The sequence below is a fragment of the Sinimarinibacterium arenosum genome (genome assembly GCF_005047655.1).
GTDB lineage: Bacteria > Pseudomonadota > Gammaproteobacteria > Nevskiales > Nevskiaceae > Solimonas.
On sequence record NZ_SUKF01000001.1, the window covers coordinates 349,657 to 371,990 of the forward strand.

At 63.8% G+C, this 22,334-nt stretch carries 27 protein-coding genes; 12 read left to right on the plus strand and 15 right to left on the minus strand.

Going from position 1 to position 22,334, the window contains the following annotated elements:
- Positions 1 to 31 precede the first annotated feature (31 nt).
- Both arsN2 and E4T66_RS01585 read left to right on the plus strand, forming a co-directional pair.
- Positions 32 to 958: an arsenic resistance N-acetyltransferase ArsN2 gene (arsN2, locus tag E4T66_RS21825; protein WP_136847146.1), complete on the plus strand. Its 927-nt coding sequence runs from the start codon at positions 32 to 34 to the stop codon at positions 956 to 958.
- A gap of 370 nt (positions 959 to 1,328) precedes the next feature.
- Positions 1,329 to 1,532 (plus strand): cold-shock protein, encoded by a 204-nt coding sequence (locus E4T66_RS01585; protein ID WP_367396742.1) that lies wholly within the window; start codon positions 1,329 to 1,331, stop codon positions 1,530 to 1,532.
- 28 nt (positions 1,533 to 1,560) lie between these two features.
- Here E4T66_RS01585 and E4T66_RS01590 read toward each other — a convergent pair whose 3' ends face one another.
- From E4T66_RS01590 to E4T66_RS01620, 7 genes are all read right to left on the minus strand, one after another.
- Entirely contained in the window at positions 1,561 to 2,919 is a 1,359-nt protein-coding gene (locus E4T66_RS01590) for an ATP-binding protein (protein WP_136847148.1), read from the minus strand.
- 9 nt (positions 2,920 to 2,928) lie between these two features.
- Positions 2,929 to 3,591 carry a response regulator gene (locus E4T66_RS01595; RefSeq protein ID WP_136847149.1) on the minus strand — a complete coding sequence of 221 codons (663 nt, stop codon included), beginning with the start codon at positions 3,589 to 3,591 and terminating at the stop codon, positions 2,929 to 2,931.
- Between the two features lie 6 nt (positions 3,592 to 3,597).
- On the minus strand, positions 3,598 to 4,344 hold the full coding sequence (locus E4T66_RS01600) for a cytochrome b/b6 domain-containing protein (RefSeq protein WP_211242709.1): 747 nt from the start codon (positions 4,342 to 4,344) through the stop codon (positions 3,598 to 3,600).
- A 23-nt stretch (positions 4,345 to 4,367) separates the two neighbouring features.
- Positions 4,368 to 4,823, minus strand: coding sequence for a diheme cytochrome c (locus E4T66_RS01605; RefSeq protein ID WP_211242710.1), 456 nt, complete (start codon positions 4,821 to 4,823; stop codon positions 4,368 to 4,370).
- A gap of 11 nt (positions 4,824 to 4,834) precedes the next feature.
- The gene (locus tag E4T66_RS01610) at positions 4,835 to 5,242 is read right to left on the minus strand and encodes a DUF1924 domain-containing protein (protein ID WP_136847151.1); all 408 of its coding nucleotides are present in this window, start codon (positions 5,240 to 5,242) and stop codon (positions 4,835 to 4,837) included.
- A gap of 133 nt (positions 5,243 to 5,375) precedes the next feature.
- Positions 5,376 to 5,756 (minus strand): MAPEG family protein, encoded by a 381-nt coding sequence (locus E4T66_RS01615; RefSeq protein WP_136847152.1) that lies wholly within the window; start codon positions 5,754 to 5,756, stop codon positions 5,376 to 5,378.
- Between the two features lie 14 nt (positions 5,757 to 5,770).
- A complete protein-coding gene (locus E4T66_RS01620) occupies positions 5,771 to 5,983 on the minus strand; it encodes a dodecin (RefSeq protein ID WP_136847153.1) in 213 nt (70 codons plus the stop codon).
- A 162-nt stretch (positions 5,984 to 6,145) separates the two neighbouring features.
- On the opposite strand from E4T66_RS01620, the gene E4T66_RS01625 reads away from it, so the two are divergent.
- A complete protein-coding gene (locus E4T66_RS01625; protein WP_136847504.1) occupies positions 6,146 to 7,174 on the plus strand; it encodes a carbon-nitrogen hydrolase family protein in 1,029 nt (342 codons plus the stop codon).
- Positions 7,171 to 7,608: a hypothetical protein gene (locus E4T66_RS01630; protein WP_136847154.1), complete on the plus strand. Its 438-nt coding sequence runs from the start codon at positions 7,171 to 7,173 to the stop codon at positions 7,606 to 7,608. The genes E4T66_RS01625 and E4T66_RS01630 overlap by 4 nt, the downstream gene beginning before the upstream one ends.
- Here the strand turns inward: E4T66_RS01630 and E4T66_RS01635 are convergent.
- Positions 7,605 to 8,453, minus strand: coding sequence for a DMT family transporter (locus tag E4T66_RS01635; protein WP_211242711.1), 849 nt, complete (start codon positions 8,451 to 8,453; stop codon positions 7,605 to 7,607). The genes E4T66_RS01630 and E4T66_RS01635 overlap by 4 nt on opposite strands.
- The gene (locus tag E4T66_RS01640; protein ID WP_136847155.1) at positions 8,450 to 9,490 is read right to left on the minus strand and encodes an AraC family transcriptional regulator; all 1,041 of its coding nucleotides are present in this window, start codon (positions 9,488 to 9,490) and stop codon (positions 8,450 to 8,452) included. Before E4T66_RS01640 ends, E4T66_RS01635 begins: the two co-directional genes overlap by 4 nt.
- Positions 9,491 to 9,652: 162 nt before the next feature.
- Between E4T66_RS01640 and E4T66_RS01645 the strand changes: the two genes are divergently transcribed.
- Positions 9,653 to 11,131 carry a flavin-containing monooxygenase gene (locus tag E4T66_RS01645; RefSeq protein WP_136847156.1) on the plus strand — a complete coding sequence of 493 codons (1,479 nt, stop codon included), beginning with the start codon at positions 9,653 to 9,655 and terminating at the stop codon, positions 11,129 to 11,131.
- A 28-nt stretch (positions 11,132 to 11,159) separates the two neighbouring features.
- Here E4T66_RS01645 and E4T66_RS01650 read toward each other — a convergent pair whose 3' ends face one another.
- Positions 11,160 to 11,621, minus strand: coding sequence for a hypothetical protein (locus tag E4T66_RS01650; RefSeq protein ID WP_136847157.1), 462 nt, complete (start codon positions 11,619 to 11,621; stop codon positions 11,160 to 11,162).
- 153 nt (positions 11,622 to 11,774) lie between these two features.
- On the opposite strand from E4T66_RS01650, the gene E4T66_RS01655 reads away from it, so the two are divergent.
- The 4 genes from E4T66_RS01655 to E4T66_RS01670 all read left to right on the plus strand — a co-directional run bounded on the left by E4T66_RS01655 (position 11,775) and on the right by E4T66_RS01670 (position 15,057).
- A complete protein-coding gene (locus E4T66_RS01655) occupies positions 11,775 to 13,166 on the plus strand; it encodes an ATP-binding protein (protein ID WP_136847158.1) in 1,392 nt (463 codons plus the stop codon).
- Positions 13,163 to 13,873 carry a response regulator transcription factor gene (locus E4T66_RS01660; RefSeq protein WP_136847159.1) on the plus strand — a complete coding sequence of 237 codons (711 nt, stop codon included), beginning with the start codon at positions 13,163 to 13,165 and terminating at the stop codon, positions 13,871 to 13,873. The genes E4T66_RS01655 and E4T66_RS01660 overlap by 4 nt, the downstream gene beginning before the upstream one ends.
- A gap of 71 nt (positions 13,874 to 13,944) precedes the next feature.
- A complete protein-coding gene (locus E4T66_RS01665) occupies positions 13,945 to 14,346 on the plus strand; it encodes a hypothetical protein (RefSeq protein ID WP_136847160.1) in 402 nt (133 codons plus the stop codon).
- 81 nt (positions 14,347 to 14,427) lie between these two features.
- Positions 14,428 to 15,057, plus strand: a complete 630-nt coding sequence (locus E4T66_RS01670) for a lysophospholipid acyltransferase family protein (protein WP_136847161.1) — start codon at positions 14,428 to 14,430, stop codon at positions 15,055 to 15,057.
- A gap of 57 nt (positions 15,058 to 15,114) precedes the next feature.
- On the opposite strand, the gene E4T66_RS01675 is transcribed toward E4T66_RS01670, so the two are convergent.
- Entirely contained in the window at positions 15,115 to 15,582 is a 468-nt protein-coding gene (locus E4T66_RS01675; protein WP_136847162.1) for an SET domain-containing protein, read from the minus strand.
- A 136-nt stretch (positions 15,583 to 15,718) separates the two neighbouring features.
- Between E4T66_RS01675 and E4T66_RS01680 the strand changes: the two genes are divergently transcribed.
- Positions 15,719 to 16,261 (plus strand): outer membrane beta-barrel protein, encoded by a 543-nt coding sequence (locus E4T66_RS01680; protein ID WP_136847163.1) that lies wholly within the window; start codon positions 15,719 to 15,721, stop codon positions 16,259 to 16,261.
- 23 nt (positions 16,262 to 16,284) lie between these two features.
- Here E4T66_RS01680 and E4T66_RS01685 read toward each other — a convergent pair whose 3' ends face one another.
- Together E4T66_RS01685 and E4T66_RS01690 are read right to left on the minus strand one after the other, a co-directional pair.
- The gene (locus tag E4T66_RS01685) at positions 16,285 to 16,743 is read right to left on the minus strand and encodes a flavodoxin family protein (protein ID WP_136847164.1); all 459 of its coding nucleotides are present in this window, start codon (positions 16,741 to 16,743) and stop codon (positions 16,285 to 16,287) included.
- A complete protein-coding gene (locus E4T66_RS01690; protein ID WP_169577428.1) occupies positions 16,740 to 18,350 on the minus strand; it encodes a phytoene desaturase family protein in 1,611 nt (536 codons plus the stop codon). The genes E4T66_RS01685 and E4T66_RS01690 overlap by 4 nt, the downstream gene beginning before the upstream one ends.
- A 207-nt stretch (positions 18,351 to 18,557) precedes the next feature.
- On the opposite strand from E4T66_RS01690, the gene E4T66_RS01695 reads away from it, so the two are divergent.
- Both E4T66_RS01695 and E4T66_RS01700 read left to right on the plus strand, forming a co-directional pair.
- Positions 18,558 to 19,946, plus strand: a complete 1,389-nt coding sequence (locus E4T66_RS01695; RefSeq protein ID WP_169577429.1) for a WS/DGAT domain-containing protein — start codon at positions 18,558 to 18,560, stop codon at positions 19,944 to 19,946.
- Between the two features lie 50 nt (positions 19,947 to 19,996).
- Complete coding sequence (locus E4T66_RS01700; RefSeq protein ID WP_136847167.1) at positions 19,997 to 20,914, plus strand: alpha/beta fold hydrolase; 918 nt, start codon at positions 19,997 to 19,999, stop codon at positions 20,912 to 20,914.
- Between the two features lie 10 nt (positions 20,915 to 20,924).
- Here the strand turns inward: E4T66_RS01700 and E4T66_RS01705 are convergent, their stop codons facing one another.
- Both E4T66_RS01705 and E4T66_RS01710 read right to left on the minus strand, forming a co-directional pair.
- A complete protein-coding gene (locus tag E4T66_RS01705; RefSeq protein WP_136847168.1) occupies positions 20,925 to 21,392 on the minus strand; it encodes a potassium channel family protein in 468 nt (155 codons plus the stop codon).
- A gap of 2 nt (positions 21,393 to 21,394) precedes the next feature.
- Entirely contained in the window at positions 21,395 to 22,174 is a 780-nt protein-coding gene (locus tag E4T66_RS01710; RefSeq protein WP_211242712.1) for a potassium channel family protein, read from the minus strand.
- Positions 22,175 to 22,334 lie beyond the last annotated feature (160 nt).

The window sequence follows — 22,334 nt, forward strand, 5'->3', positions numbered from 1 at the left end:
AGTCGCGGAATTTGCGGCTGACCACCATGCGATGAACATACAAGCGGCGACCGCGTCCGATCTGTCCGATATCTGCCAGCTGCTCAGTACGGCCGGACTGCCGGTGGACGATATCGAAGCGCTGCGACCGCAAGGTTTCATGGTGCTGCGTGAAGGTGGGCGTCTGGTTGCCACGGTCGGCGTCGAGCCTTGCGGCTCGGTCGCGCTGCTGCGATCGCTGGTCGTGGTTGAGTCACTGCGCGGAGGGGGTGTCGGGGCTGCCTTGATCGAGGCGGCGCAGCGGCGCGCGCGGATCGATGGATACAAAGCGCTGTACCTGCTGACGACGACGGCGGCAGACTATTTCGCGCGGTTCGGCTTTCTGCCGGTTGCGCGTGACGAGGCGCCAGCAGAGATTCGCGCAACGACTCAATTCGAAACCCTGTGTCCGGCCACGGCCGTGCTGATGAGAAAAATGATGAGTCACCATCCCTATAACGTGCTGTTCCTGTGCACCGGCAATTCGGCGCGGTCCATCCTGGCAGAAGCCCTGATCAACAATGTGCCCGGCCATGTCGGCAAGTTCCGGGGCTTCAGTGCCGGCAGTCAGCCCAAGGGCGAGGTGCACCCGATGGCGTTGCAGATGTTGCAGGATGCCGGCTTGCCCACCGCGGGCCTGCACAGCAAGAGTTGGGATGAATTCGCGGCCGATGGTGCGCCGAGCATGGATTTTATCTTCACCGTCTGTGACAACGCCGCCAATGAGACCTGTCCGGTCTGGCCGGGCCATCCGGCGACTGCGCACTGGGGACTGCCGGATCCTGCTGCGGTGACCAGCGACGAGTCAGCCCAGCGGCTGGCGTTCCACCAGGCGCTGATCGCGTTGCGCCGGCGTATTGATCTGTTTGCCGAGCTGCCGTTCGACAAGCTTGACCGCATGAGCCTGCAGCAGAAGCTGCACGAGGTCGGTCGCAGCTGAGCCCTGGGTCCGCCGGATCCCAGGATCAGCGACCGCCAGCGGTGCGCCGCGGCGCCCGAAGCTTGTGCCGGGCTGGGGCATGGCTGCCTGCAATCGGGCCTGGCGGTCGGGCGGTGAACTGCGACAAATCCTTGAAAACGCGGCGACAAACGGTAGTTCACCGAGTCGACACCGCTGGGGCAAGTGTGTACAGTGCCGCCCGCAGTCGTTTCAAGCAGTGTGTTTTCCGCGGTTTTTCTTACCCGTCAATTTTCAGCAGACGGTGCTGTGTAAGTTCCCCGGCTACCTTTCTTGATCGCTTGCACCCCTAGCGGGCGGGCAGCTCGTAATTTTTGTTGTTTTCAAGTTAAGGAAGTTAGTTATGTCGAATATTTCTACTGGCACCGTTAAGTGGTTCAACGAAGCCAAGGGCTTTGGCTTCATCACTCCGGAAGGCGGCGGCGAAGATCTCTTCGCGCATTTCCGTGAAATTCAGGGCACGGGCTTCAAGACCCTGACCGAAGGCCAGAAGGTGCAGTTCGAAACGCGCCGCGGCCCGAAGGGCATGCAGGCCGCAGCGATCCGTCCGCTCTAAGCGACGACGCGCGGTAACAAGACCCCGGCTATATGCCGGGGTTTTTTGTTGTCTGCGTGCCGGGGCTGGACGCCGTGAAACGCAGACTGACACACAGCCCGGTGCCGCCTGATTCGGCCGAGGTGAAACGCAGTTCTGCCCGGTGCAGGTCGGCGATGCGCCTTACGATCGACAGTCCCAGCCCGGTGCCGCCGGTGTCGGCCCGTCCCAGGCGCTGGAAGCGCTGTCCGAGTCGTGCGCGGTCGGCGGCGGCGACGCCTGGGCCGTGATCGATGACCTGAAGCTGAGGTGCGCCGTCGATGACGCCGACGCGTACGTTCACCTGCGCGCCGTCGGCGCCATAGCGCACGGCATTGTCGATCAGGTTGCGCAGCAGGATCGCCAGCAGGGCGGGATACCCGTCGACCACACAGTCTTCCGCGTCCAGTGACAGCTCGACCTGACGCTGCAGCGCGGCCGGCGCCATTTCGGCAACGACTCCCGCCGCGAGCGTGCGCAGTGAGACCGGGTTGGCGCGGCTGTCCAGGTGCGAAGGCTGCAGGCGCCCGAGTGTCAGCAGCTGTTCGATCAGACGTGCGGCGCGATCGCAGCCCAGCAGGACCTGATCCAGCGCGTGTCGGCGTGTGGCGTCGTCGATCGCATCACGCACGACCTGCGCCTGGATCTTCAGCGCGGCGATCGGCGTACGCAGCTCATGCGCGGCGTCGGCAGTGAAGCGGCGCTCCGACTCCAGCGAGTTCGAAAGCTGCCCCAGCAGCGTATTGAGTCGGTCAACCAGGGGGCGCAGCTCGGTGGGCATGTCGTCACGGGTGCCGATCGGTTCGAGATGATCCGGCGCGCGCCGGCCGACGTCCTGCGATAGCTGCAACAAGGGCCGCAGGCTGCCGCGCACGCTCCAGGCAATCAGCAGTCCGAGGATCGGCAAGCCGAGAATGATCGGCAGGATCAGATTGCGGCCGACGCCACGAGCGATCGAGGAACGCGCGCGGCTCTCCTCGGCCACCTGAATCAGCAGATCGTCGTTCCAGACCGAGAATACGCGCCAGCGCACGCCATCGATGCGGCTGTCGGAAAAGCCGTCATCGCTTTTCGACAAGCGACGATCCGGCGCGTTGAGGGAATGCAGGCGCAGTTCGGTTCCGTGTTCCCAGACCTGGAATGCGACGCGCCGGCTGTACTTGTGCAGCAGTGACGTATGGTCGGTATCGAGCTCATCAAGTTCGCCACTCTGGGCAATCAGCAGGGTTGCGGCCTGTGCCAGATGCGCGTCGAGCAACTCGTCCACTTCATGCAGCGCGTCGCGATAGGCCAGCACTGCAGTCACGGCCCAGATCAACGCCGCGGCGCCGAGCAGAGACAGCAACAGACGTCCGCGGATCGATCGCACGTGCAGGTCTCAGTCGGCGCGCGGCATCAGATACCCGACGCCACGCACTGTGCGAATGACTTCGGGTTCGAGTTTGCGCCGCAGATGATGGATGTGGACTTCGATCGCGTTGCTCTCGACTTCGTCGCCCCAGCCGTACAGCCGGCTCTCGAGCTGTTCCCGCGTCAGTACCCGGCCGGCGCCGAGGAGCAGCTCGTGCAGCAGGGCGAATTCGCGTGCGCCGAGTTCCACCGGCTGCCCGCGAAAATGCACCGTGTGTGTCGCTGGATTCAGCACGAGCTCGCCATTGCGCAGCTCGGGTTGCGCTTCGCCATGTGCCCGCCGCACCAGTGCGCGCAGGCGCGCTGCGAGCTCATCAATGTCGACCGGTTTGAGCACGTAGTCGTCGGCGCCGCCATCCAGGCCGCGGATGCGGTCGTCGATGGCATCGCGCGCGGTCAGGATCAGCACCGGGACGGCGCTGCGCTGCGCGCGCAGCTGGCTCAGCACTTCCATGCCGTCGATGCCGGGCAGCCCCAGATCGAGCACCGTCGCTGCATAGGATTCGCTGCGTACTGCCAGCAGGGCGGCGCTACCGTCGCGCACCCAATCCGCGTCGAAACCGCGCTGCCGAAGGCCGGCCTGCAGGCCGTCCCCCAGCAGCGCGTCGTCTTCGACGATCAGGATGCGCATCCGGGCTCAGTCGTCGTCTTCATCATGGTCGCCAGCCTGCCCCGTCGACTGGGCGTCCGCAAGCTGCTCGACCGGCGCTCCGACCAGCGTGTCACGAACGCCGTTGACATTGAGCCAGAAGCCGAACACTGCGGCGGCCAGGGCCGCGCCCACGATCCAGCGTGGTCCGCGTATGGCCTGCGCCGACTCACCCTGCTTGTAGCCATCGACCATGCTGCGCGGCAGGTTCTCGCGATGCAGCAGGCTGCTGACCACGACGCCGAGGATGTGCACGATGACGACGAGCAGCACCGCGTTGCCGAAGAACTCATGCACCTCTTCAAAGGCTTCGCCGCCGATGTCGTTGTACAGGGCGTAGCCGCTGAGGCCGATGGCCAGCCCGCCAAGCAGAATCGCGTAGATCGCCCAACTGCCGGCCGGGTTGTGGCCGACATGATGCTCGGGCTTCGATGACAGCAGGCTGCGCAGGTAACGCATCACACTACGCGGCCCGAAGGCGAAGTCGCTGAAACGTGCGTGACGCGTGCCGACGACGCCCCAGACCAGCCGGAACAGAATCAGGCCGGCAAAGGTGTAGCCCAGTGTTGCGTGCGTCAGTGCCCAGGACTCGGACTCGGCTGTGATATAGGCGCCGGCAAAGCTCAGCGCCAGCAGCCAGTGAAAGACGCGGGTCGGCACATCCCAGACGAGGATGCGCATCGTCTGGCCGGGGCTCGATGAGGATTGAGGTTTGGAACTTGGAATCGCGCTCATGGCGTTGCTCCTATCAATAAATTCTAACGGGGAATGCGGATGCCGCGTTCGCTGAAATCGCCGGTGTCGGCCTGGCGATGGCAGGCCGCACAATTGGCTGGCGATCCGATCGCCTTGCGTTGCCAGGTCGCCATCGGAACTTCATCGTGTTCATGACGGAACCAACGGGTTTCGGTGATGCGCAGCGGCGCCGGATTCGCTGCGCGGCCGGCATGCGTCTGCGCGTAGCGCAACAGGTCGGCCGCGACAGCCGGATCGAGCGTGGCGTCGCTGCCGAAGTGATCGCCCAGCGTCGCGAAGATGCGATCCCATGATGCCGCCGGCAACAGTTGCGGCGGATAGGCGACGTGGCAGCTGCCGCATTCAGCCTGCCAGGTGGGGTCGACGGGGAACTGTTTCTGCTCGGCTGCGGCGGTGCCGATCGATACGGCGCACAGACCGGCTGACAGCAGTGCAAGACGGGAAAATCGAATCAGCATGGTCAAGGCCCTCATTGCAGCGACAACAGGTAAGTGATGACGTCGCCCTTCTCAGCGGCACTGCATTCACGTGCGACGACGTCACGGCAGTTGCGGCGGAACCATTTGTCGACCTTGGCCGGATCGGTCAGTCGTTGTGGATTGGCGGAGGGCGCCAGCGCGGCGATGGGTCTGCCGGTGGCGGCATGGCGACCGTCATTGCGCGGGTCAGGGGTGTGGCAGGACGCACAGCTCCACTTCCCGCCGTGCTTGTCGGCGAAGAAGCGGCCGCCGCGTTCGGCCGAGAAGCCAGCAAATGCCGGGTCGTCCTGCCGTGCCTGGGATTCCAGCGGGGGCAGCAGGGTCGCTGGCGGCGCGGCCATTGCCGTGCCTGCCAGCATCGCGGCCAGAAGGCCCGCAAGCACTCGGATTCGTGTCATTTCGCAGCTCCGTGATGACTTTACGGAGGCGACGATAGGCGCCGAGTCTTAAATCAGGCTTAAGCCTCGCGGGTGTTACGGCGCAGCGCGATTCCAGGCGGCCCGGTTCGTCTTTCGTCTGGGGCGCGCTGCATCAGCCGGTCAACAGCGTCGCGGCCAAGGTCGCCAGGCCGAACAGTTCGAACAGATAGGTCGCGCCGGCGCCGATCCGGCGCGCATTGAATGCCACCGCCAACATGCCATAGGCATGAAGCACGCGCGCCAGCGAAAAACCGATGACCAGCACGGCCTGCAGTGTCGGCGAGGCCCGCAACAGACTCAGCGCCAGGATGACCAGCGCATAGACAACAACGTGTTCAACTCCATTCAGATGTGCGCGGATCGCCTTCTTCAGCGAGATCAGGCCGCCGTCACCGTTGGCGACGCGCTCCTGTAGGCGCAGGCGCGAGACGTTCATGGCCAACAGCGTCAGCAGCAGAACGTTGAATAGAACGAACAGTCCGAACCACTGCATGGTCGCTCCCTGGCTCAGGCGGTCTCGACCCGGAAGCCGACTTTCAGCGTGACCTGATAATGCGCGACCTTGCCGTCGACGATATGGCCGCGGGTGTCGATGACCTCGAACCACTCCATGTGCTGGACCGATCGCGCGCACTCGCGCAGGGCATTGTCGATGGCATCCTCAATGCCATTCCTGGACGAACCGACAATTTCCACCTTCTTGTAGACGTGGTCGGACATTTGCGCACTCCTGACTGCGGGTATGACGCCATGCTAGTCCGATTCGGCTTCGGACATCGACTGCAAGTGATAGGGCGTATTGATTGACGCTGGGTGTGATGGCGCCGCCGCCTGGAATCGTCGAGGATTGGCGTTTGACACCTGAATCGGGATGCTTTGATGATGAAATCCACTTCACCCCCCGCGCCGCCGAATTCATCGCGCCGGTTGCTGGCGGGTGCGATTCAACTCGAAGCCGAGGTCGGCAACGTCGCGACCAATCTCGAGCGCATCGAGCGGCTGGTTGACGAGGTTGCCGCGCGCGGTGCCAAGCTGATCGCGATCCCGGAGTTCTGCACCTCGCGGCTGCCGTTCGATCCGCGTGCTCATGATGCGGTGCTGCCGGTCGATAATATTGCGGTCGATCTGCTGCGGCGCCTGGCGGCACGGCATCACTGCCGGCTCGGTGCTTCGATGCTGATCGCCGAAGGCGGCGAGATCTACAACCGCTATCACTTCGTCGAACCCGACGGCACGATCCACTGCCATGACAAGGATCTGCCGACGATGTGGGAAAACGCGTTCTACGGCCCGGGGCACGACGACGGCGTATTTGAAACCGGCCTCGGCGGCGTCGGTGTGGCGGTGTGTTGGGAGTTGATTCGCACGCAGACGGTGCGGCGGATGTTGGGCCGTATCGATGTCGCGGTGACCGGCACGCATTGGTGGACGATGCCGTCGAACTGGGGTTCGCCGGTTGACCGCGGACTGGCGGCACTGGGGCAGTACAACCGCTATCTGGCTGAAAATGCGCCGGCGGAGTTTGCACGGCGGCTCGGCGCGCCGGTGCTGCAGGCGTCCCATTGCGGGCGTTTCAGTACCGGCTTCATGCTGGCGCCGGGGCTACCCTGGTCGGCACCCTACGACACCGAGTACGTCGGCTGTACCCAGATCGTCGATGCCGACGGTCATGTCCTGGCGCAGCGCCAGACCGCCGAAGGGCCGGGGGTGGTGGTGGCCGAGATCGAACTCGGTGCACATGCGCCGCGGGTGCCGCTGGAAGACCGCTACTGGATTCCGCAGTTGCCGCTGTTTCTGCACGCGTACTGGCATCAGCAGAATCTGTGCGGCAAGGCGTACTACCGCAGTCGCGGACGCGCCGCGGGTCTGTCTGCCGCAAGGCACCATGAAGCAACCAAGGGGGCGCGATGAACGCTGCGGATTTCTGTTTGCTGGGTGCGGGGGTGTTCTTCCTGTCCGGCCTGCTGAGCGGGGTGTGGAAGTACCGCGCGATCATGACCTCGGAGCAGGCTCAGGCGCCCGTCTACATCGATATCACACACCGGGCCAGCCTGATGTATGCGTTCTCGGCATTACTGCTGCGCGAGTTCGTGCCGTACTCGCCGTTGTCGGCGAGCGTCACGCTGTGGGTCGTCGCCGTGCCGCTGCTGTTCTTTGCTTCGGCGATCGTGACGTACATCGTGCACGGGGTGCTGCGCGATACCGACAATCAGCTGCGCCGGCCGCATGTGCTTGGACGGGGGCAGGTGTCCGGAGTCTTGATCGGTGGCTATATGGCGGCGCTTATCGCCGGTGAGATCGGTGGCTTTGCGATCCTGTTCTACGGTTTTCTGCGCGGTCTCTAAGCCGCAGCTTTTGCGCGCGGGCGGATCACCAGGGCAATGCCCCCGAGAATCGCGATCGAAGTCAGCAACAGACGCGGGGTCAGCGCCTCGCCGAGCAGCACGATGCCGCCGATCGATGCCAGCACCGGAACGCTGAGTTGCACTGTGGCAGCACTGGTGGTGCGCAGCCCCGGCAATGCTGCGTACCACAGTGCGTAACCCAGGCCGGAGGTTATTGCGCCGGACACCGTAGCATAGAGGGCGCCGGTGGGATCAAACTGGACCTGCCTGAACATCACGGAGCTCAACAGGACTGCCATTGGGACCGTGCGCAGAAAATTGCCTGCGGTCGCCAGCGTTGGATCGCCGGTGCCGCGGGCGCGCAGCGAATACACGCCCCAGGCCGCGCCCGACGCCAGCATCAGCGCAGCATGGCCCAGTGGCGGGCGCGTCAGCCCGGGCAGCACCAGGCCGATCAGGCCAGCAACGGCGAGCAGCAGGCCCAGTGTCTGCTGAATGTGCAGGCGTTCGCCGCGCCGCAAGGCCGTGCCGATCATCGTTGTCTGTACGGCGCCAAACAGCAGTAATGCGCCGACGCCGGTGTCGAGGCCGATGTAGGCGTAGGACAGCAATGCGGCGTACGCAAACAACGCGGCGGCAGAGCCCCAGCTGCCACCGCTGCGTGCTGCAGCGTCGCGCCAGCGCAGGAGCAGCCACAACGCCAGCGCGCCGGAGATCAGACGCACGCTGGTGAAGCTGGTGGCGTCGATTGCGGTGTGTTTCAGTGCGGCACGACACAACAGCGAATTGCCCGCGAAAGCGAGCATCGCCAGCAGCGTCAGCAACGCCGTTCGCGCCGGACTCACGAGGTCTTTGCGGCCGGCCGCGCTGCGCTGTGTGCCCGATAGACACTGGGCGCCTGTCCTTTCCAGCGCTTGAAGGCGTGGATGAAGCTGGAGGTCTCGGCGTAACCGAGCCGCGCCGCGATGTCCTCGATCGACAGTCCTGCGGTACGCAGAAGCTCCTCGGCCAGCGCTTCGCGCACTTCGTCGACCAGAGCGCGGAAGCTGCTGCCCTCGTCGAGCAATTTGCGGCGCAAGGTGCGGGTGGTGACATGCAGCTCGGCGGCGATCGTTTCCATGTCCGGCATCTGTCCGGGGCGATGCAGCAGGCGATCGCGCACCTTTCCGGCAACGCCGTCGCGGCTGCGGCGCTCGCTGAGCAGCTTGCGGCATTGCGCTTCGCACAGCTCGGCGGTGATCGCGTTGGCCTGCAGAAGCGGCTGATCGAGGACGTCGGGTTCGAAGCTCGCGACGTTTCGAGCGGCGTCGTACTGCGCCTCGATGCCGAACAGCCGGGTGATGCTGTCGGCATACGAGGGTCGCGGAAACCGCAGCTGCAGGCTGCGCAGCGGCGCCGCGTGTCCGACCAGTTCACGCTGGATGGTCAGTGTCGCAGCGGCATCGCGTTCGACGCAGAAGCGACGCACATCGTCCGGAATCTCATGATCGTCCAGCACCAGCCGTGTTTCCTCCGCGTCCTGCTCCAGCAGCATGCGGTTGAAGGTGTAAGTCAGATGCAGGTAACGCAGTGCGACATTGACCGCGCTGCGGAAGTTGGGACTGGAGGTCAGTGCAAAGCCCCAGATGCCGTAGGTCGTCAGGTGATAGCGCGTGCCGGCAATCAGGCCCAAGGTCGGCACCGCGGGCAGGGCCTGAACCACATTGCGGATCAGCTGCAGTTCCTGCCGCGCTTCGACTTCCGCCGTGGGTGCGCGTAGCTGGTCCGCAGTAATTCCAGTGTTCCGCAGCACGGTGTCCAGCGGCACGCCGTATTCGGCGGCCAGTTCGGCCAGCAGGCGTGCACTGACGATGCTACGGCGGAAATCCCAGGCGGCTTTCATGTGAGCGGAATATGGCGATGTCCGAAAGTATCAAATTTCTGTCCCGAAGAGCCATCGTTTCATCGACGTGCGACCGCTAGGCTTGCGCCTCATTGCACCGGGCCATCGGAGGCGGCGGTGCGTGTGGCGCAGGCGCAAACAAACCGAAACAGGTGCGGGAACATGAAAAAACACACGGCAATGGTCTGCATTATCGGGACCGGCTTTGGCGGGCTCGGCATGGCGATCCGGCTCAAGCAGGAAGGCATCGACGACTTCATCCTGCTGGAGAAGGCGCACGAGGTCGGCGGCTGCTGGCGTGACAATCACTACCCGGGCGCGGCTTGTGACGTGCCGTCGCATCTGTACTCGTTTTCGTTCGAGCCGAAGACCGACTGGTCGCGCAAGTTTGCGCCACAGCCGGAGATCTACGACTACCTGCGGCACTGCGCGGACAAGTACGGACTGCGCTCTCACATCCGTTTCGGTACCGAGGTCGCGTCCGCGGCGTTCGATGCGGAACGCGGTGTCTGGACTGTGCGCAGTACCGATGATCGGGTGTTCGAGGCGCGCATGCTGGTATCCGCCTGCGGCCAGCTGAACCGACCGGCCTATCCCAAGGTTGAAGGCCTGGATGATTTCGCCGGTCCGCGCTTTCATTCCGCGCGCTGGGACCATGACGTCGATCTGCGCGGCAAACGTGTCGCAGTGATCGGTAGCGGCGCCAGCGCGATCCAGTTCGTGCCGCAGATCGCGAAGCAGGTTGGGCATCTGGATCTGTATCAGCGCACAGCACCGTATGTGATGCCGAAGCCGGACCGGCGCTATTCAGTCATTGAGAAGCAGCTGTATTCGCACCTGCCCGCAGTGCAGCGGATGGATCGTATCGCGCAGTACTGGACGCATGAGGTCCGTGCCCTCGCGTTTACGCGGTTCTCCGGGTTGCTGAAGCCGTACCGCTGGCGCTTTCACAAGTATCTGCAGCGCAATATTCACGATCCGGCACTGCGGCAGCGTCTGGAGCCGGACTACCCGATTGGCTGCAAGCGGGTGCTGATTTCCAACGACTGGTTCGAGGCGTTGGCGCGGCCCAACGTCGAGGTCGTGACCGAAGCCATCGAACGTGTGACGCCGCGGGGCATCCGCACGCGCGACGGCCGGGAACATGCGGCCGATGTGCTGATTTACGGCACCGGGTTCCAGGCAACCGACTTTCTGGCGCCGATGCAGATCCGCGGGCTTGGCGGCGTGGAACTGAATGAAGCCTGGCGGGGCGGCGCGGAGGCGTATCTCGGCATGGCGGTCTCGGGCTTCCCGAACCTGTTCATGCTTTACGGCCCGAACACCAATCTTGGTCACAGCTCGATCGTGTACATGCTCGAAAGCCAGATCGGCTACGTGATGCAGGCGCTTGAGAAGCTGCGTGCCGGCATGCGCTGGCTGGACGTCAAGCCGCAGGTGCAGCAGCGCTTCAACCGTGCGCTGCAGGAGCGCATCAAGCATACCGTCTGGGATCAGGGTTGCAGCAGCTGGTACAAGACGGCGGACGGCAAGAACACCAACAATTGGCCGGGCTTTACCTTCGAGTACCGGCGCAGCACGCGCACTCTGGACCCGGACGCATACACGCTGGAGCCGACGACGTCAGCGGCGGCGGCCTGAGCCCAGGGCCCGCCGCCGCTGGATTGAACTACTGATCCCGCATCGGACGGTCCGCACGTTTCGGCCGTTCCGGGAGGTCCGGGCGGTCCTGACGGCCATTGAAGCGCGGACCGACGCGTGGCACCCAGTCGGCGTCCAGTTCGGTGGCCTGATCCGGGGTGATCATTCCCGACTGCAATGCCTTGGCCACCACATTCTTGCGCGCCTGTTCGTGGACTTCGCGCATTGCCGCGCGATCGAGCTTGAGCGATTCATAAATCGGTGTGGTACGCGGATCGCTGGTGTCCATCAGTTCGCTGAGCGCGGTGACGGATTGGCCGGTTTTCTGTGAAAGCGCCTCCAGCACGGCATTGCGCATGATTGCGCCTTCGAGAGAGGGTGGACGGTGGCGTTTGGCTGGCGCCGCGTCGTCAGCGGCAAGCGCGCAGGTCGCGGATCCGGCCAGCATCAATGCGGCAACGAGGCCGAGTGAGCGTCTAACTGGGTACATATCATTCTCCATTCGGGGGGCAGCGCCAGCACCGTGTGGCGGCGTTGGACGACGTCAGCACGGTAATCCTGAATTGTGGGAAAACCGTGTAGAAATCGCGGAATCTGTCTGCACAGCCGCGCCCGGGGGGAGTCACGCCACTATCATGGACGCATGCGCTCGCCCTTGTTCTGGAAGCTGTTCGTTGTGCAGGTCTGTGCCGCCCTGCTGCTGGTCAGCGGGGCGCTGGCGATCCAGCGTGCGCACACAGCGCACAGCTTTTCCGAATATGTCGAGTTGCAGCAGCGCGCGCAGATGCGCGAACTTGCCGAACGCATTGCCGAGGGCGTTGCCAGCGGCGATACGCTGATCGCTGCCGCACGCGAGGTGTTCCGTGAGGGGCGTCGCGCCGCGCGGCAACAACGCGATGCGAATGGGCCGCCGCCTCGCGCGGCGGCGCCGCCGGTGGGACCGCAGGGAAGGGCCCCACTGCGCGTCGTGGATGGCGAGGGTCGCGCGATCATCGGCCAGGAGCGTCCATACCCTTCGCCTGGTGAGCCATTGCGCGAACCGATCGAGCTCGATGACCGGACGATCGGCTACGTGGTGCACCCGCCGCTGCCGCAGAGCCCTGCCGGTGTCGACGATGCACGATTCTCGCAGCGGCAGACCCGTGCCGCGGTGCTGGTCGCGCTGGCGGCCGTCCCACTGGCGGCATTGTTTGCCGGCCTGATTACCGTGATGATCCTGCGTCCGATCCACACGCTGTCTGACGGCGTTTCGGCGCTGGCGCAGCGGCGCTTCACCACCCGCCTGCCGGTCAACAGCGGCGATGAACTGGGCCGGCTGGCGCAGGGGTTCAATCACCTGGCCGAGGCGCTCGAACGCTTCGATGCGCGTCAGCGCCAGTGGCTGGCCGACATTGCGCACGAACTGCGCACGCCGCTGGCGGTGTTACGCGGAGAGCTGGAAGCCGTGATCGATGGCGTGCGACCTGCCGACAATGCCAATGTCCGCTCACTGCACCAGGAATCGTTGCGCCTGACCGCTCTGGTCGAGGATCTGCACCTGTTGTCGAGCGCCGAGTCCGGGGGGCTGGCACTGCATCGTGAGCCAAACGACATCGCCGCGCTGGTGCGTGATACGGGACAGCGCTTTGCGGGCCGTTACGCTGATGCGGGTTACGTGCTGGAGATTGCAGTCGAGGATGACGACGCGCTGACTGCCGCTATCGATTTGCAGCGCATCGAGCAGGTGCTCGCAAATCTGCTGGAAAACGCGCTACGTCACGCACAGCCGGGTCCGGTTGCCCTCCGCGCGTGTCGACGTGGATCCGGGATCGAAATCAGTGTCTGTGATGCCGGTCCCGGCGTGCCGGAGGCACTGCTGCCAAAGCTGTTCGATCGACTGTTCCGTGCCGACGTTGCGCGTGCGCGCGGGGGCAGTGGCCTCGGACTGGCGATCTGCCGTTCGATTGTCGAGGCCCATGGCGGCAGTATCGAAGCCAGTCGCTCGGAGCTGGGAGGCCTGTGTGTGCGGATCATCTTGCCGGTGAATCCGGCATGACCACGAGCGTGCTGATCGTCGAAGACGAGGAAAAGATTGCGCATCTGCTGCGCGACTATTTTCAGCACGCGGGGTTTCGCGTTGCGGTGCTGTATCGCGGTGACCAGGTCGAGGCGCAGGTAGCGCAGGATCCGCCCGATCTGGTGGTGCTCGATCTGCAGCTGCCGGGCAAGGATGGACTGGAGGTGTGTCGCGCATTGCGCGCGCGTGGTCCTGATCCCGCAATTCTGATGCTCACGGCACGGGTTGACGAAATCGACCGCCTGCTGGGACTGGAGCTGGGCGCCGATGACTATGTCTGCAAGCCCTTCAGTCCGCGCGAAATCGTGGCGCGGGCCAGGGCAATCCTGCGTCGAATCCGCTCGCACAGCGGTGCTGGGCGTTCGTATCTGCTGGTGGGATCGGTGCAGATGGATCTGCTCAGCCACACCGTGCAGATCAATGGCGTGGATCTGACGCTGACGCCGATTGAATTCGCGGTGCTGCAGGCGATGCTGGAACAACCGCGCCGCGTCTGGTCCCGGGCGCATCTGCTGGAGCGTGCCAAGGGTACGGACTTCGAGGGTTACGAGCGCAATATCGATGGGCATGTGAAGAACCTCCGGCGCAAGCTGCGTGAGCGCTTTGACGAACGGGATCCGATTCGCAGTGTCTATGGCGTCGGCTACGGTCTGGAAGCGGAAGTGCTCGGAGAGTCCGAAGGCTGAGTCAGACAACGGTGCTTGCACGGCACGCAGGTGCCGGCGACGATGGAGCCGAATATGCCGGAGTCCCGAGAATGCGCGTTGCCCAGCCGACCCGCGTGCGCGTTGTTGCCACATTCGATCTGATCGTGACCTTGCCAATGGCTGTGCCGGGGTTGGCAGATGTATATGTGGCGGGTCTGCTGTCAGGATTCGGCTGGTTCGGCGATCCGGCGGAAGGATTGCCGATGCCCCAGACGGCATCAATATTCATCGTGCTCGCCGGCATCCTGGCCGTATTGTGGAACGGGTGTCGGGCGGCCTATCCGGTGTTTGCGCCGATGGTTATTGGAGACATTGCCGGGCGCATTGCGGTGGCGGCAGCGTTCCTGTTCTTTTTGCTGTGCGCACAGGCACCGCTGGTGCTGGGCGCGTTCGTCGTGACCGAACTGGTGGGTGCCGTGATCGAGGCTTCGGCTTTGCGCAAAAATCGCTGAGCGTGTCGCGGGTCCGCTGGGGCAGCCTGCACCGCATCGGGACTGGCGCTACACTCGCGCGCCCAGAACCGATGCATCTGCATGAACCAGCCAGCGATTCCCGATGCCACGACCGTCCTGGGTCCAAGCGTGCCGCGCCGCGGAAATCGCTTCTCTCGCTGGCTGGGTCGCAGTCTGTTGCGGGTCCTCGGCTGGCGCGTGGTGGGGAATCCGCCGGACTGTCCGCGATTCATTGTCACCGCCGTGCCGCATACCTCCAACATGGACGGCATCCTGTTCCTGATTGCGACGTTCGCGATGGGTCTGGATCTGCACTGGGTCGGCAAGCACACGCTGTTTACCGGCCCTTGGGGTCCGATGCTGCGCTGGATGGGCGGGATCGGTATCGACCGCAGCAAGCCTGGCGGCATGGTGCAGCAGGTGGCCGAGCAGTTCGCTTCGGCGCCGGGGCTGGTTCTGGTGGTAGCCCCTGAAGGCACGCGCGGGCACAACGACCGCTGGAAGAGTGGCTTCTATCGCATGGCCGAAGCGGCCCGTGTGCCGATTGCGCTGGGGTTCATGGACTACGCGTCGCGTCGTGTCGGCTTTGGGCCGGCGATCGAGGTTAGCGGCGACCTGGATGCGGACCTGCAACGCATGGCGCAGTTCTACGGCCAGATGACGCCGCGCCATCCCGAACGGTTCACGTTGCCACGGTCGCCATCAAACTGAATTGAGTGGCAGGATGCCGCCGTTGTCGTTGTTCGATCTGCGGTAATTCACGCGCCGTCAGCGCTTGGACTTGAGCATGGTCCCGGTGCATTTGTCCGAGCCACAGCGGCACGCCCAGATCTTCTTCATCCGCGGTGTGTGGCGCTCCTCAAGCACGATCCCGTAGTCGTAGGTCAGCTCTTCACCGGCGCGGATGTCGCGTATCGCCTCAATGAATACGCGATCTTCGGCCGGATCACCGTCGTCGGATTCATACAGAACGGCTTCGCAGTTGGGTTCGCAGCTGTAGTTGATCCAGCGTGCGACATTGCCGTTGACGTTGCCGTCAATCACATAGTGTTCGTTGAGCGTGAACAGGAACGTATGCCCACTGTCAGCGTCGCCGCCATAGCATTGGTCGACTTCGTCGTGGGAACGCAGGGCGCCGCGGTATTGAATCAGTCGCTTGCCTTTGGGCAGGTCACGGGCGGCGAAGACGCCGTTACCGTGAATCGGGGAACGGCGTAGAACGATATTGCGAGACATAGGGCGAATCGGTGGTGGTTCATGCATTATGCCACCGAGCAATCGACGTGCCATGTGGGATCGATTCAGATTCCAGTCAGCTCAGGCTGTCAGACTGGTGCACGCACACTCTGATGCGCTACGAGGAACACTCACAATGAAAAAAATATTCCCGACGCTGAGTCTGATTTCTGCCGGCTTGGCCGCAATGGTCTTTGCGCCGTTGGCTGCCGCGCACAGCTACAGCTATGTCGAAGGCGGTTATGTGTCGCGCGATACCCATGGCGTCAATGACGACGGCATTCGGCTGGGCGTCTCCGGCTCGGTCGCGCGCAACGTTGCACTGATCGGTGAATATGCCACGACCGGTGACTACGACCAGCTCAGTGCGGGTGCGATCTATCATCAGCCGATCGACAGGGCCCTCGACGTATTCGGCGGCGCTACCCTGGAACAGGCGGATAACGGACATGACGACGATACCGGCTTTGGTCTGCGTGCCGGTCTGCGCTGGTCGTTCGCGCAGCATTTCGAGCTGAGCCCCGAGATCCGTCATACCAATCTGTTCGATAACAGCGATACCTCGCTGCGTCTGACCGGACTGTTCAATTTTGCCCCGAACTGGAACGCCCAGGCGGCCCTGCAGTCCGGTGACGATGATCGCTTCGAGGCGGGCTTGCGCTACAACTTCGGGCGCTGATCCAGGGCGTCAATCCGGGGCGCTCAGAACAGTCCCAGCGCCAGCCCCGCAGCCAGCGTCTGACCGAGCTCGTGAGCCTCGGCCTCATGGTCTGAAGTAATGTCGCCGCGGCAGATCAATGCCGCGGCGACCTGACGCCAGCCATAGCCAGTGGCAATGCGCTCGATGGCCGAGACGGCGCCCCGGCCATCGTTCTCGCAGCTGATGAAGACCGCATACGGCAGGCCAATGGTCTTGCCTTCCGCTGGGTAATACGTCCGATCCATGAAGTCTTTCAGCGCGCCGGACATATAACCGAAATTTTCCGGTGTGCCGAGCAACAGGCCCTGCGCCCATAGCAGGTCGTCGAGCGTGGCTGCGCGGGCTTCGCGCACGCGCAGCTCCACATCGTCTGCCAGTTCGGCCACGCCCGTTGCCACCGCTTCCGCCAGACGCCGCGTTCTCCCGGTCTGGCTGTGAAAGATCAACAGCAGCTGCTTCATGCGGCCGGGATGGCGGTGTCCAGTTCACGGGCAATACGGCGTGCGCAGCGTTGTCCCGACAGCATGGCGCCGAGCACGCCGTGCCCGGCGCGAGTGCTCGCCCCGGTGAAGAACAATCCCGGCAGTGGACCGGTATACCCTGGACGATGCTGGAAGAACTGCTGCGGTGTCGCGGCCAGGCCATAGCCGGTACCGTCGGTGGCGTGGGTATACCGCGTATGCGACAGCGGTGACGCCGATTCGCGGAACACCACCGCGGCGGCCGAACCCGGAAACAGGGCGTCAACGCGGGCGATCATGTCGTCCTCAATACGCGCCTTGAGTTCCTGGTAGCGCGGATTGCGCTTGTAGTCCCAGTCTGCGGCGCTGCCCTGATCCAGTCCCCAGTGTTCCGGTTTACCCGACAGCACCGTCATCGCCTCGACGTTGCTGATGCCCGGGGGAGCATGGTGCGTCGTGGTCGGGTCTTTCAGGGTCGCACTGGTGATGTAGGCGCCGCGCGGCACCATGTCGTGCGCGGTGTCGTAGAAGCTTTCGAAGTCGTAGCCATCGAACTGCCAGTAATTGGAGGTCTTCATGCCGCGTTCGCGCATATCGCGGCGGATGCCCAGGCAGGTCATGAAGATCGCCGCCGCCATTTCGAAATTGCGGCTGCGCTGTTGCCATTCCGCGGGGACCGCTTCCGCGGGAAGCAGGCGCTCCAGGGTTTCGCGCAGGTCGGCATTGGACAGCACGGCGTTTGCGCGCAGCTCGTGGGTTACCCCCTGGTGGCTCATCGTGCGCACGCCGACGGTGCGGCCATCTTCGACCAAAATCTGCTCAACGCCGTGCCGCAGATGCACGCTGCCGCCGTGATCTTCGATGTACTGCGACAATCGGTCCGCAATCGTCTGGCCGCCGCCGTGAGGGTAGTAGGCGCCGCGGAAATAGTGGTTCGACAGTCCGGCGTGCAGCGCGGCGCTGACCTTGCTCGGCGGCAGTCCGTAGTCGCCGTTCTGTCCGGCCATGACTGCGCGGACCTGTGGATCGTTGCTGCACGAATCCAGCAGGTCCTGCAATGTGGCGTGCTGATACTTGCCGGCCAGACGGCCGCGCGTCATCGCATGCCAGGCGATGCCCCAGGACATGCGCCCCTTGTTGCGATCGACGCGATCGAGCAGGGCATCGACTTCACGCAGAAAGCGTACGTAACGGTCGATACCCCGCCGCTCTTTCGGGAACATGCTGACAAAACGTTCGCGAAAGGCATCGTGGCCGACCGGGATCGGAAACTGGAAATCGGGAAAGACCAGCGTATCGAAACCGTCGGCGTCCATCGGCACGTAGTCCAGCTGGATGCCCAGACCGGCAAGAATGCCGGGAATCTTGCCGTCTGCGCCGCAGTCGCCGATGTAGTGCAGTCCGATGTCGAAGTTGTAGCGATTGCGCGGACCGCCGCGCGAGAACTGTGTGCAACAGCCGCCGGCAACGTAGTGCTGATCGAACACCGCGACACGCACGCCAGCCTTGGCCAGATAGGCGCCCGCGGTCAGACCGCCCAGGCCTGCGCCGACAATGGCGACGTCTGCGCGGTCGGGGATCGGTGCCTTGACCCGGCGTTTGGTCATCCAGGTTGGATCGTAATCACTATGGTCCCGCAGCTGCATTGTGGTTCTCCCCCATATTTGATGGCGGTCAGCATACCCGGCACTCAGGATTGCCGGCAGGGGCCTCGGGCGGACGGGTGGCACAGATGATCTGCGTCATCGCCTATGGAGAGGCTGGCGCGTATCTATATGCTTGGTGCCGGAGGCGTCCGGAGGAGTTCAGACACAATGACGAAAGACGTTCACGGCGAGCCCATGGCCGCTGTCGATCGCGCGTGGCTCGAAATGGACGAGCCGCACAATCCGATGGTGGTCAGCGCCATTCTGGAACTGGCGGACGTCGACGATATCGAGCAGCTCTCGCGGCGGCTGCTGGAAGGCTTGTTGCGCTACCGCCGATTTTCGCAGCGTGCTGATGACCATAAGACCGGCCTGTTCTGGCGCGACGATGGCCCGCTGACCGTGGCCTATCACCTGCGGATCTACCACCTCAACGAAGACAGCCCCGAGCACGATCTGCGGCACGCGGTGGCCCGCGAGCTGGCGGCTGCGCTCGATCGCGCGATGCCGTTGTGGCGGATGACTTTCTTTGTGCGGAAGTCGGGACAGGTCACGGTCCTGTTCCGCGCGCATCATGCGGTTGCCGATGGCATAGCACTGATCCGGGTCCTGATGAGCTGTACCGACGACGCGCTGGCGCCGGCGGAGTCAACTGGCGGGGCGCGGCACCATGGCCCGCTGGCGCGCTTGATCGACGGACTGGAGACGGTCAATCGGCAGCTCGAATCCGTGCAGCAATTGATTCGGGAGGATCTGCGGCATCCCGCGCAGATCGTGGATCAGCTGCGTACGAGCCGTGCAGTAATGGCCGCCGCCGGCCGGGTGCTGAGCCTGCCTGACGACAATCCGGCCTGCTTTCGGCGCCCGCTGAACGGGCAGCGGGCGGTTGCCTGGACGCGGGGCATCGAGTTCGCGCCGATCAAACGCTATGCGCGCCGGCACGCGATCAAGATCAACGATGTCTTCGTCAGTGCGCTGGCCGGCGCATTTACCCGCTATCTGCGACGGACCCACGCCGACGCTGCGCAGTGGCACAACCTGCGGATCTCGGTTCCGGTCAATCTGCGCGGAGAGAATGACGGCGAACTGGGAAACCGGTTCGGACTGGTTCTGCTCGATCTTCCCCTGGGCGTGGAAGATCTGGACGAGCGCCTGCGTCTGGTGACCGAACGCGCGCAGGCGCTGAAGCATTCGCCTGAGGCGCGTGCAACCCTGATCGGGCTGGGTGCGGCCGGGCATATGCCGCTGGCGCTGGAGAAGCGTTTGGTGAACCTGCTGGCGGACAAGGCGGCAGCCGTCGTGTCAAATCTGCCGGGACCACAGCAGGAATTGCGCTTTGCCGGCTCGCGCTTGACCAGCGTGGTGTTCTGGCCGCCGCAGACCGGTCATATCGGCATTGGCGTCAGTCTGTTCAGCTACGCCGGCCATGTCAGCGTCGGCGTGTCGTCGGATATCGCGCTGATTCCCGATCCCGAGACGCTGATTGCGGATTTTGAACTGGAGCTGGCCGGCATGTTGCGCCCGCGCCGACGGCGCGCAGCCACGATGCGGCGCTGAATCGTCATGACGGCGCGTGCCACAATGCCCGGATAACCACGAGGGCAGGCATGGCGACGATACGAGCGGGCGGGCTGGAATTCGCATACGAGACGTTCGGCGATGCGACGCGCCCCGCAATTGTTCTGATCATGGGACTGGGCGGCCAGCTGGTGATGTGGCCGGACAGCTTCTGCGAAGCGCTGGCTGCCGGCGGTTATCACGTGGTGCGCTTTGACAATCGTGACATCGGCCTGTCCAGCAAGCTCGATCACCTGGGCAAACCCCAACTGTTGCGCATGGGTTTGGCCTATCGGCTTGGGTTGCCGCTGAAGGCGCCCTACACCCTGGCCGAGATGGCGGCGGATACCGTCGCAGTGATGGATGCGCTCAAGCTGAAGACAGCGCACCTGATTGGTGTTTCGATGGGTGGCATGATCGCGCAACAGGTCGCCACGCAGTACGGTTCGCGGGTCCGCAGTCTGACTTCGATCATGTCCAACAGCGGCAGCCGCAAGGTGCCTGGCGCCAGCCTGAAGCTGCAGATGCGCCTGATCCGGCGTCCGGAGCGGCGTGATCGTGAAGGTCTGATCGCTCACGGCATCCAGACCTGGCGGCTGATCGGCAGTCCGGATTACCGGGATCATGATGACGAGCTGCGCGCCAAGGTCGAACGTCAGTTCGACCGCAATCATCATCCCCAGGGGATGGCGCGGCAGACTGCGGCAATCATGGCGTCACCGAGTCGGGTGCCGCAGCTTCAGCGGCTGAAAACGCCGACCCTGATTATTCATGGCAAGCAGGATCCACTGGTGCCGGTGGCGGCGGCGCACGATCTGGCACGGCATATCCCGGGCGCGCACCTGGAAATCATCGAGGGGATGGGACATGACCTGCCGCGCGCGCTGTTGCCGCGGATCGAGCATCTGATCCTGCATCATCTGAAGCATGCGGAGCGGGATCACGCCCGGCCCTCGGTTCGGGCCTGAGGCCGCGTTGTCAGCGTGGACGCCAGTAGCGCTGCATTTCGAGATACGTGAACGACGCCGACCAGGTGATCAGCACAAAGCCGGTCAAGGCTTCGGTGCCCATGATCAGTCGGATTGCTCCGACCGGTGCAAGGTCGCCATAGCCGACCGTGGTGTACGTGGTTGCGGAAACGTACACCGCGTCCAGAAACAGCAGTTGATCGACGCCGGTGATATGGCCGAGCTGCGGAGCATGCGTGGTGGCAAATATGCCCAGGCCAAAAATCCAGATCTCGGCAACGTCGGTCGCCAGAATGATGACGATCATCAGAAGGATGCGCGGACGTGGCTGCAGCTTCCAGTGCGGCATCGAAAAATTCAGTCGCTCCAGTACCTCGTAGTGGAGATAGGCTGCTGCCGAGACCAGCAGCGCAGTGATCAGCACCACCGCCCAATACGGGCCGGAGAGCAAGGCTTCGGACAGCCTCAGCGTGGTCATGACTAGCCGTCTTCACCGCTATTGCGGATATGCAGCATGCGGCCGCAGTGCTTGCAGTGCACGGCGTCGGGGTCATGCCGCATCAGTCCGCAGTCCGGGCACTCGTAGTCGACCTTGGCGGGGCGGAAGATCGACTGGATCAGACGCAGGAACAGCGACACGCCGACGATCATGATCAATGCGGCCAGCAGACGCCCCCAGCTGCCGACCATGACGATGTCGCCGAAGCCGGTGGTCGTCAATGTCGTCACGGTGAAATACAGCGCGTCGACATAATCGTTGATCTGGTCGTTGACCCTGACCTGCAGCGCGTAGACCGCCGCCGAGACAACGAAGATGAACACAAACAGGTTGGTGGCGCTGAAGATGACCTGTTCGTGACTTGCGAAAAATGCATGCCGGCTGCGCAGTTCCCTGAGTAAGTGGTAGGAGCGCAGCAGCCGCAGCGCGCGCAGTACGCGGAGGAATACGAAGTTTTCGGTGATCGAGGGCGCGAACAGCGACAGGATCACCGCCAGGTCAATAACGGTCATCGGACGGCTGATGAATCCCACCCGATCGCTGACGGCCCAGAAGCGCAGCAACCACTCAATCAGCAACACACTGCCGATCACATAGTCAGCAACCACCAGCCAATCGCCGTGTTCGACAAAGGTGGTGAACAGAAAGAAGAAGACCAGCGCAATATCCAGCGCCAGGGTCAGCCAGCGCAAACGCATCGAGGCCGGGCTGTTGCCGCTCAGCAGGGCCTGAAGTCGCGTCTGAAGGGAAACTTGGCTCAAACGCAGTCTCCAGCGCGTGCCAGGGAAATGATGCAGCCAGTGGTCATGTCTGACCGGTGTAGTTCAGCGCACACAACGACAGCGATGATCTGGATCATCGGCGTCATTCGCGCGACATCGTTACCACACGCAAGGCGGCCGTCGCCAATCCAGCACGACG

Coding starts and splice junctions, on each gene's coding strand:
- arsN2 (WP_136847146.1), top strand. CDS start 32: ATGAACATACAAGCGGCGACCGCGTCCGATCTGTCCGATATCTGCCAG.
- E4T66_RS01595 (WP_136847149.1), bottom strand. CDS start 3,591: ATGCGCATCCTGATCGTCGAAGACGACGCGCTGCTGGGGGACGGCCTG.
- E4T66_RS01600 (WP_211242709.1), bottom strand. CDS start 4,344: ATGAGCGCGATTCCAAGTTCCAAACCTCAATCCTCATCGAGCCCCGGC.
- E4T66_RS01605 (WP_211242710.1), bottom strand. CDS start 4,823: ATGCTGATTCGATTTTCCCGTCTTGCACTGCTGTCAGCCGGTCTGTGC.
- E4T66_RS01610 (WP_136847151.1), bottom strand. CDS start 5,242: ATGACACGAATCCGAGTGCTTGCGGGCCTTCTGGCCGCGATGCTGGCA.
- E4T66_RS01615 (WP_136847152.1), bottom strand. CDS start 5,756: ATGCAGTGGTTCGGACTGTTCGTTCTATTCAACGTTCTGCTGCTGACG.
- E4T66_RS01620 (WP_136847153.1), bottom strand. CDS start 5,983: ATGTCCGACCACGTCTACAAGAAGGTGGAAATTGTCGGTTCGTCCAGG.
- E4T66_RS01625 (WP_136847504.1), top strand. CDS start 6,146: ATGAAATCCACTTCACCCCCCGCGCCGCCGAATTCATCGCGCCGGTTG.
- E4T66_RS01630 (WP_136847154.1), top strand. CDS start 7,171: ATGAACGCTGCGGATTTCTGTTTGCTGGGTGCGGGGGTGTTCTTCCTG.
- E4T66_RS01640 (WP_136847155.1), bottom strand. CDS start 9,490: ATGAAAGCCGCCTGGGATTTCCGCCGTAGCATCGTCAGTGCACGCCTG.
- E4T66_RS01645 (WP_136847156.1), top strand. CDS start 9,653: ATGAAAAAACACACGGCAATGGTCTGCATTATCGGGACCGGCTTTGGC.
- E4T66_RS01650 (WP_136847157.1), bottom strand. CDS start 11,621: ATGTACCCAGTTAGACGCTCACTCGGCCTCGTTGCCGCATTGATGCTG.
- E4T66_RS01655 (WP_136847158.1), top strand. CDS start 11,775: ATGCGCTCGCCCTTGTTCTGGAAGCTGTTCGTTGTGCAGGTCTGTGCC.
- E4T66_RS01660 (WP_136847159.1), top strand. CDS start 13,163: ATGACCACGAGCGTGCTGATCGTCGAAGACGAGGAAAAGATTGCGCAT.
- E4T66_RS01665 (WP_136847160.1), top strand. CDS start 13,945: ATGCGCGTTGCCCAGCCGACCCGCGTGCGCGTTGTTGCCACATTCGAT.
- E4T66_RS01670 (WP_136847161.1), top strand. CDS start 14,428: ATGAACCAGCCAGCGATTCCCGATGCCACGACCGTCCTGGGTCCAAGC.
- E4T66_RS01675 (WP_136847162.1), bottom strand. CDS start 15,582: ATGTCTCGCAATATCGTTCTACGCCGTTCCCCGATTCACGGTAACGGC.
- E4T66_RS01680 (WP_136847163.1), top strand. CDS start 15,719: ATGAAAAAAATATTCCCGACGCTGAGTCTGATTTCTGCCGGCTTGGCC.
- E4T66_RS01685 (WP_136847164.1), bottom strand. CDS start 16,743: ATGAAGCAGCTGCTGTTGATCTTTCACAGCCAGACCGGGAGAACGCGG.
- E4T66_RS01690 (WP_169577428.1), bottom strand. CDS start 18,350: ATGACCAAACGCCGGGTCAAGGCACCGATCCCCGACCGCGCAGACGTC.
- E4T66_RS01695 (WP_169577429.1), top strand. CDS start 18,558: ATGACGAAAGACGTTCACGGCGAGCCCATGGCCGCTGTCGATCGCGCG.
- E4T66_RS01700 (WP_136847167.1), top strand. CDS start 19,997: ATGGCGACGATACGAGCGGGCGGGCTGGAATTCGCATACGAGACGTTC.
- E4T66_RS01705 (WP_136847168.1), bottom strand. CDS start 21,392: ATGACCACGCTGAGGCTGTCCGAAGCCTTGCTCTCCGGCCCGTATTGG.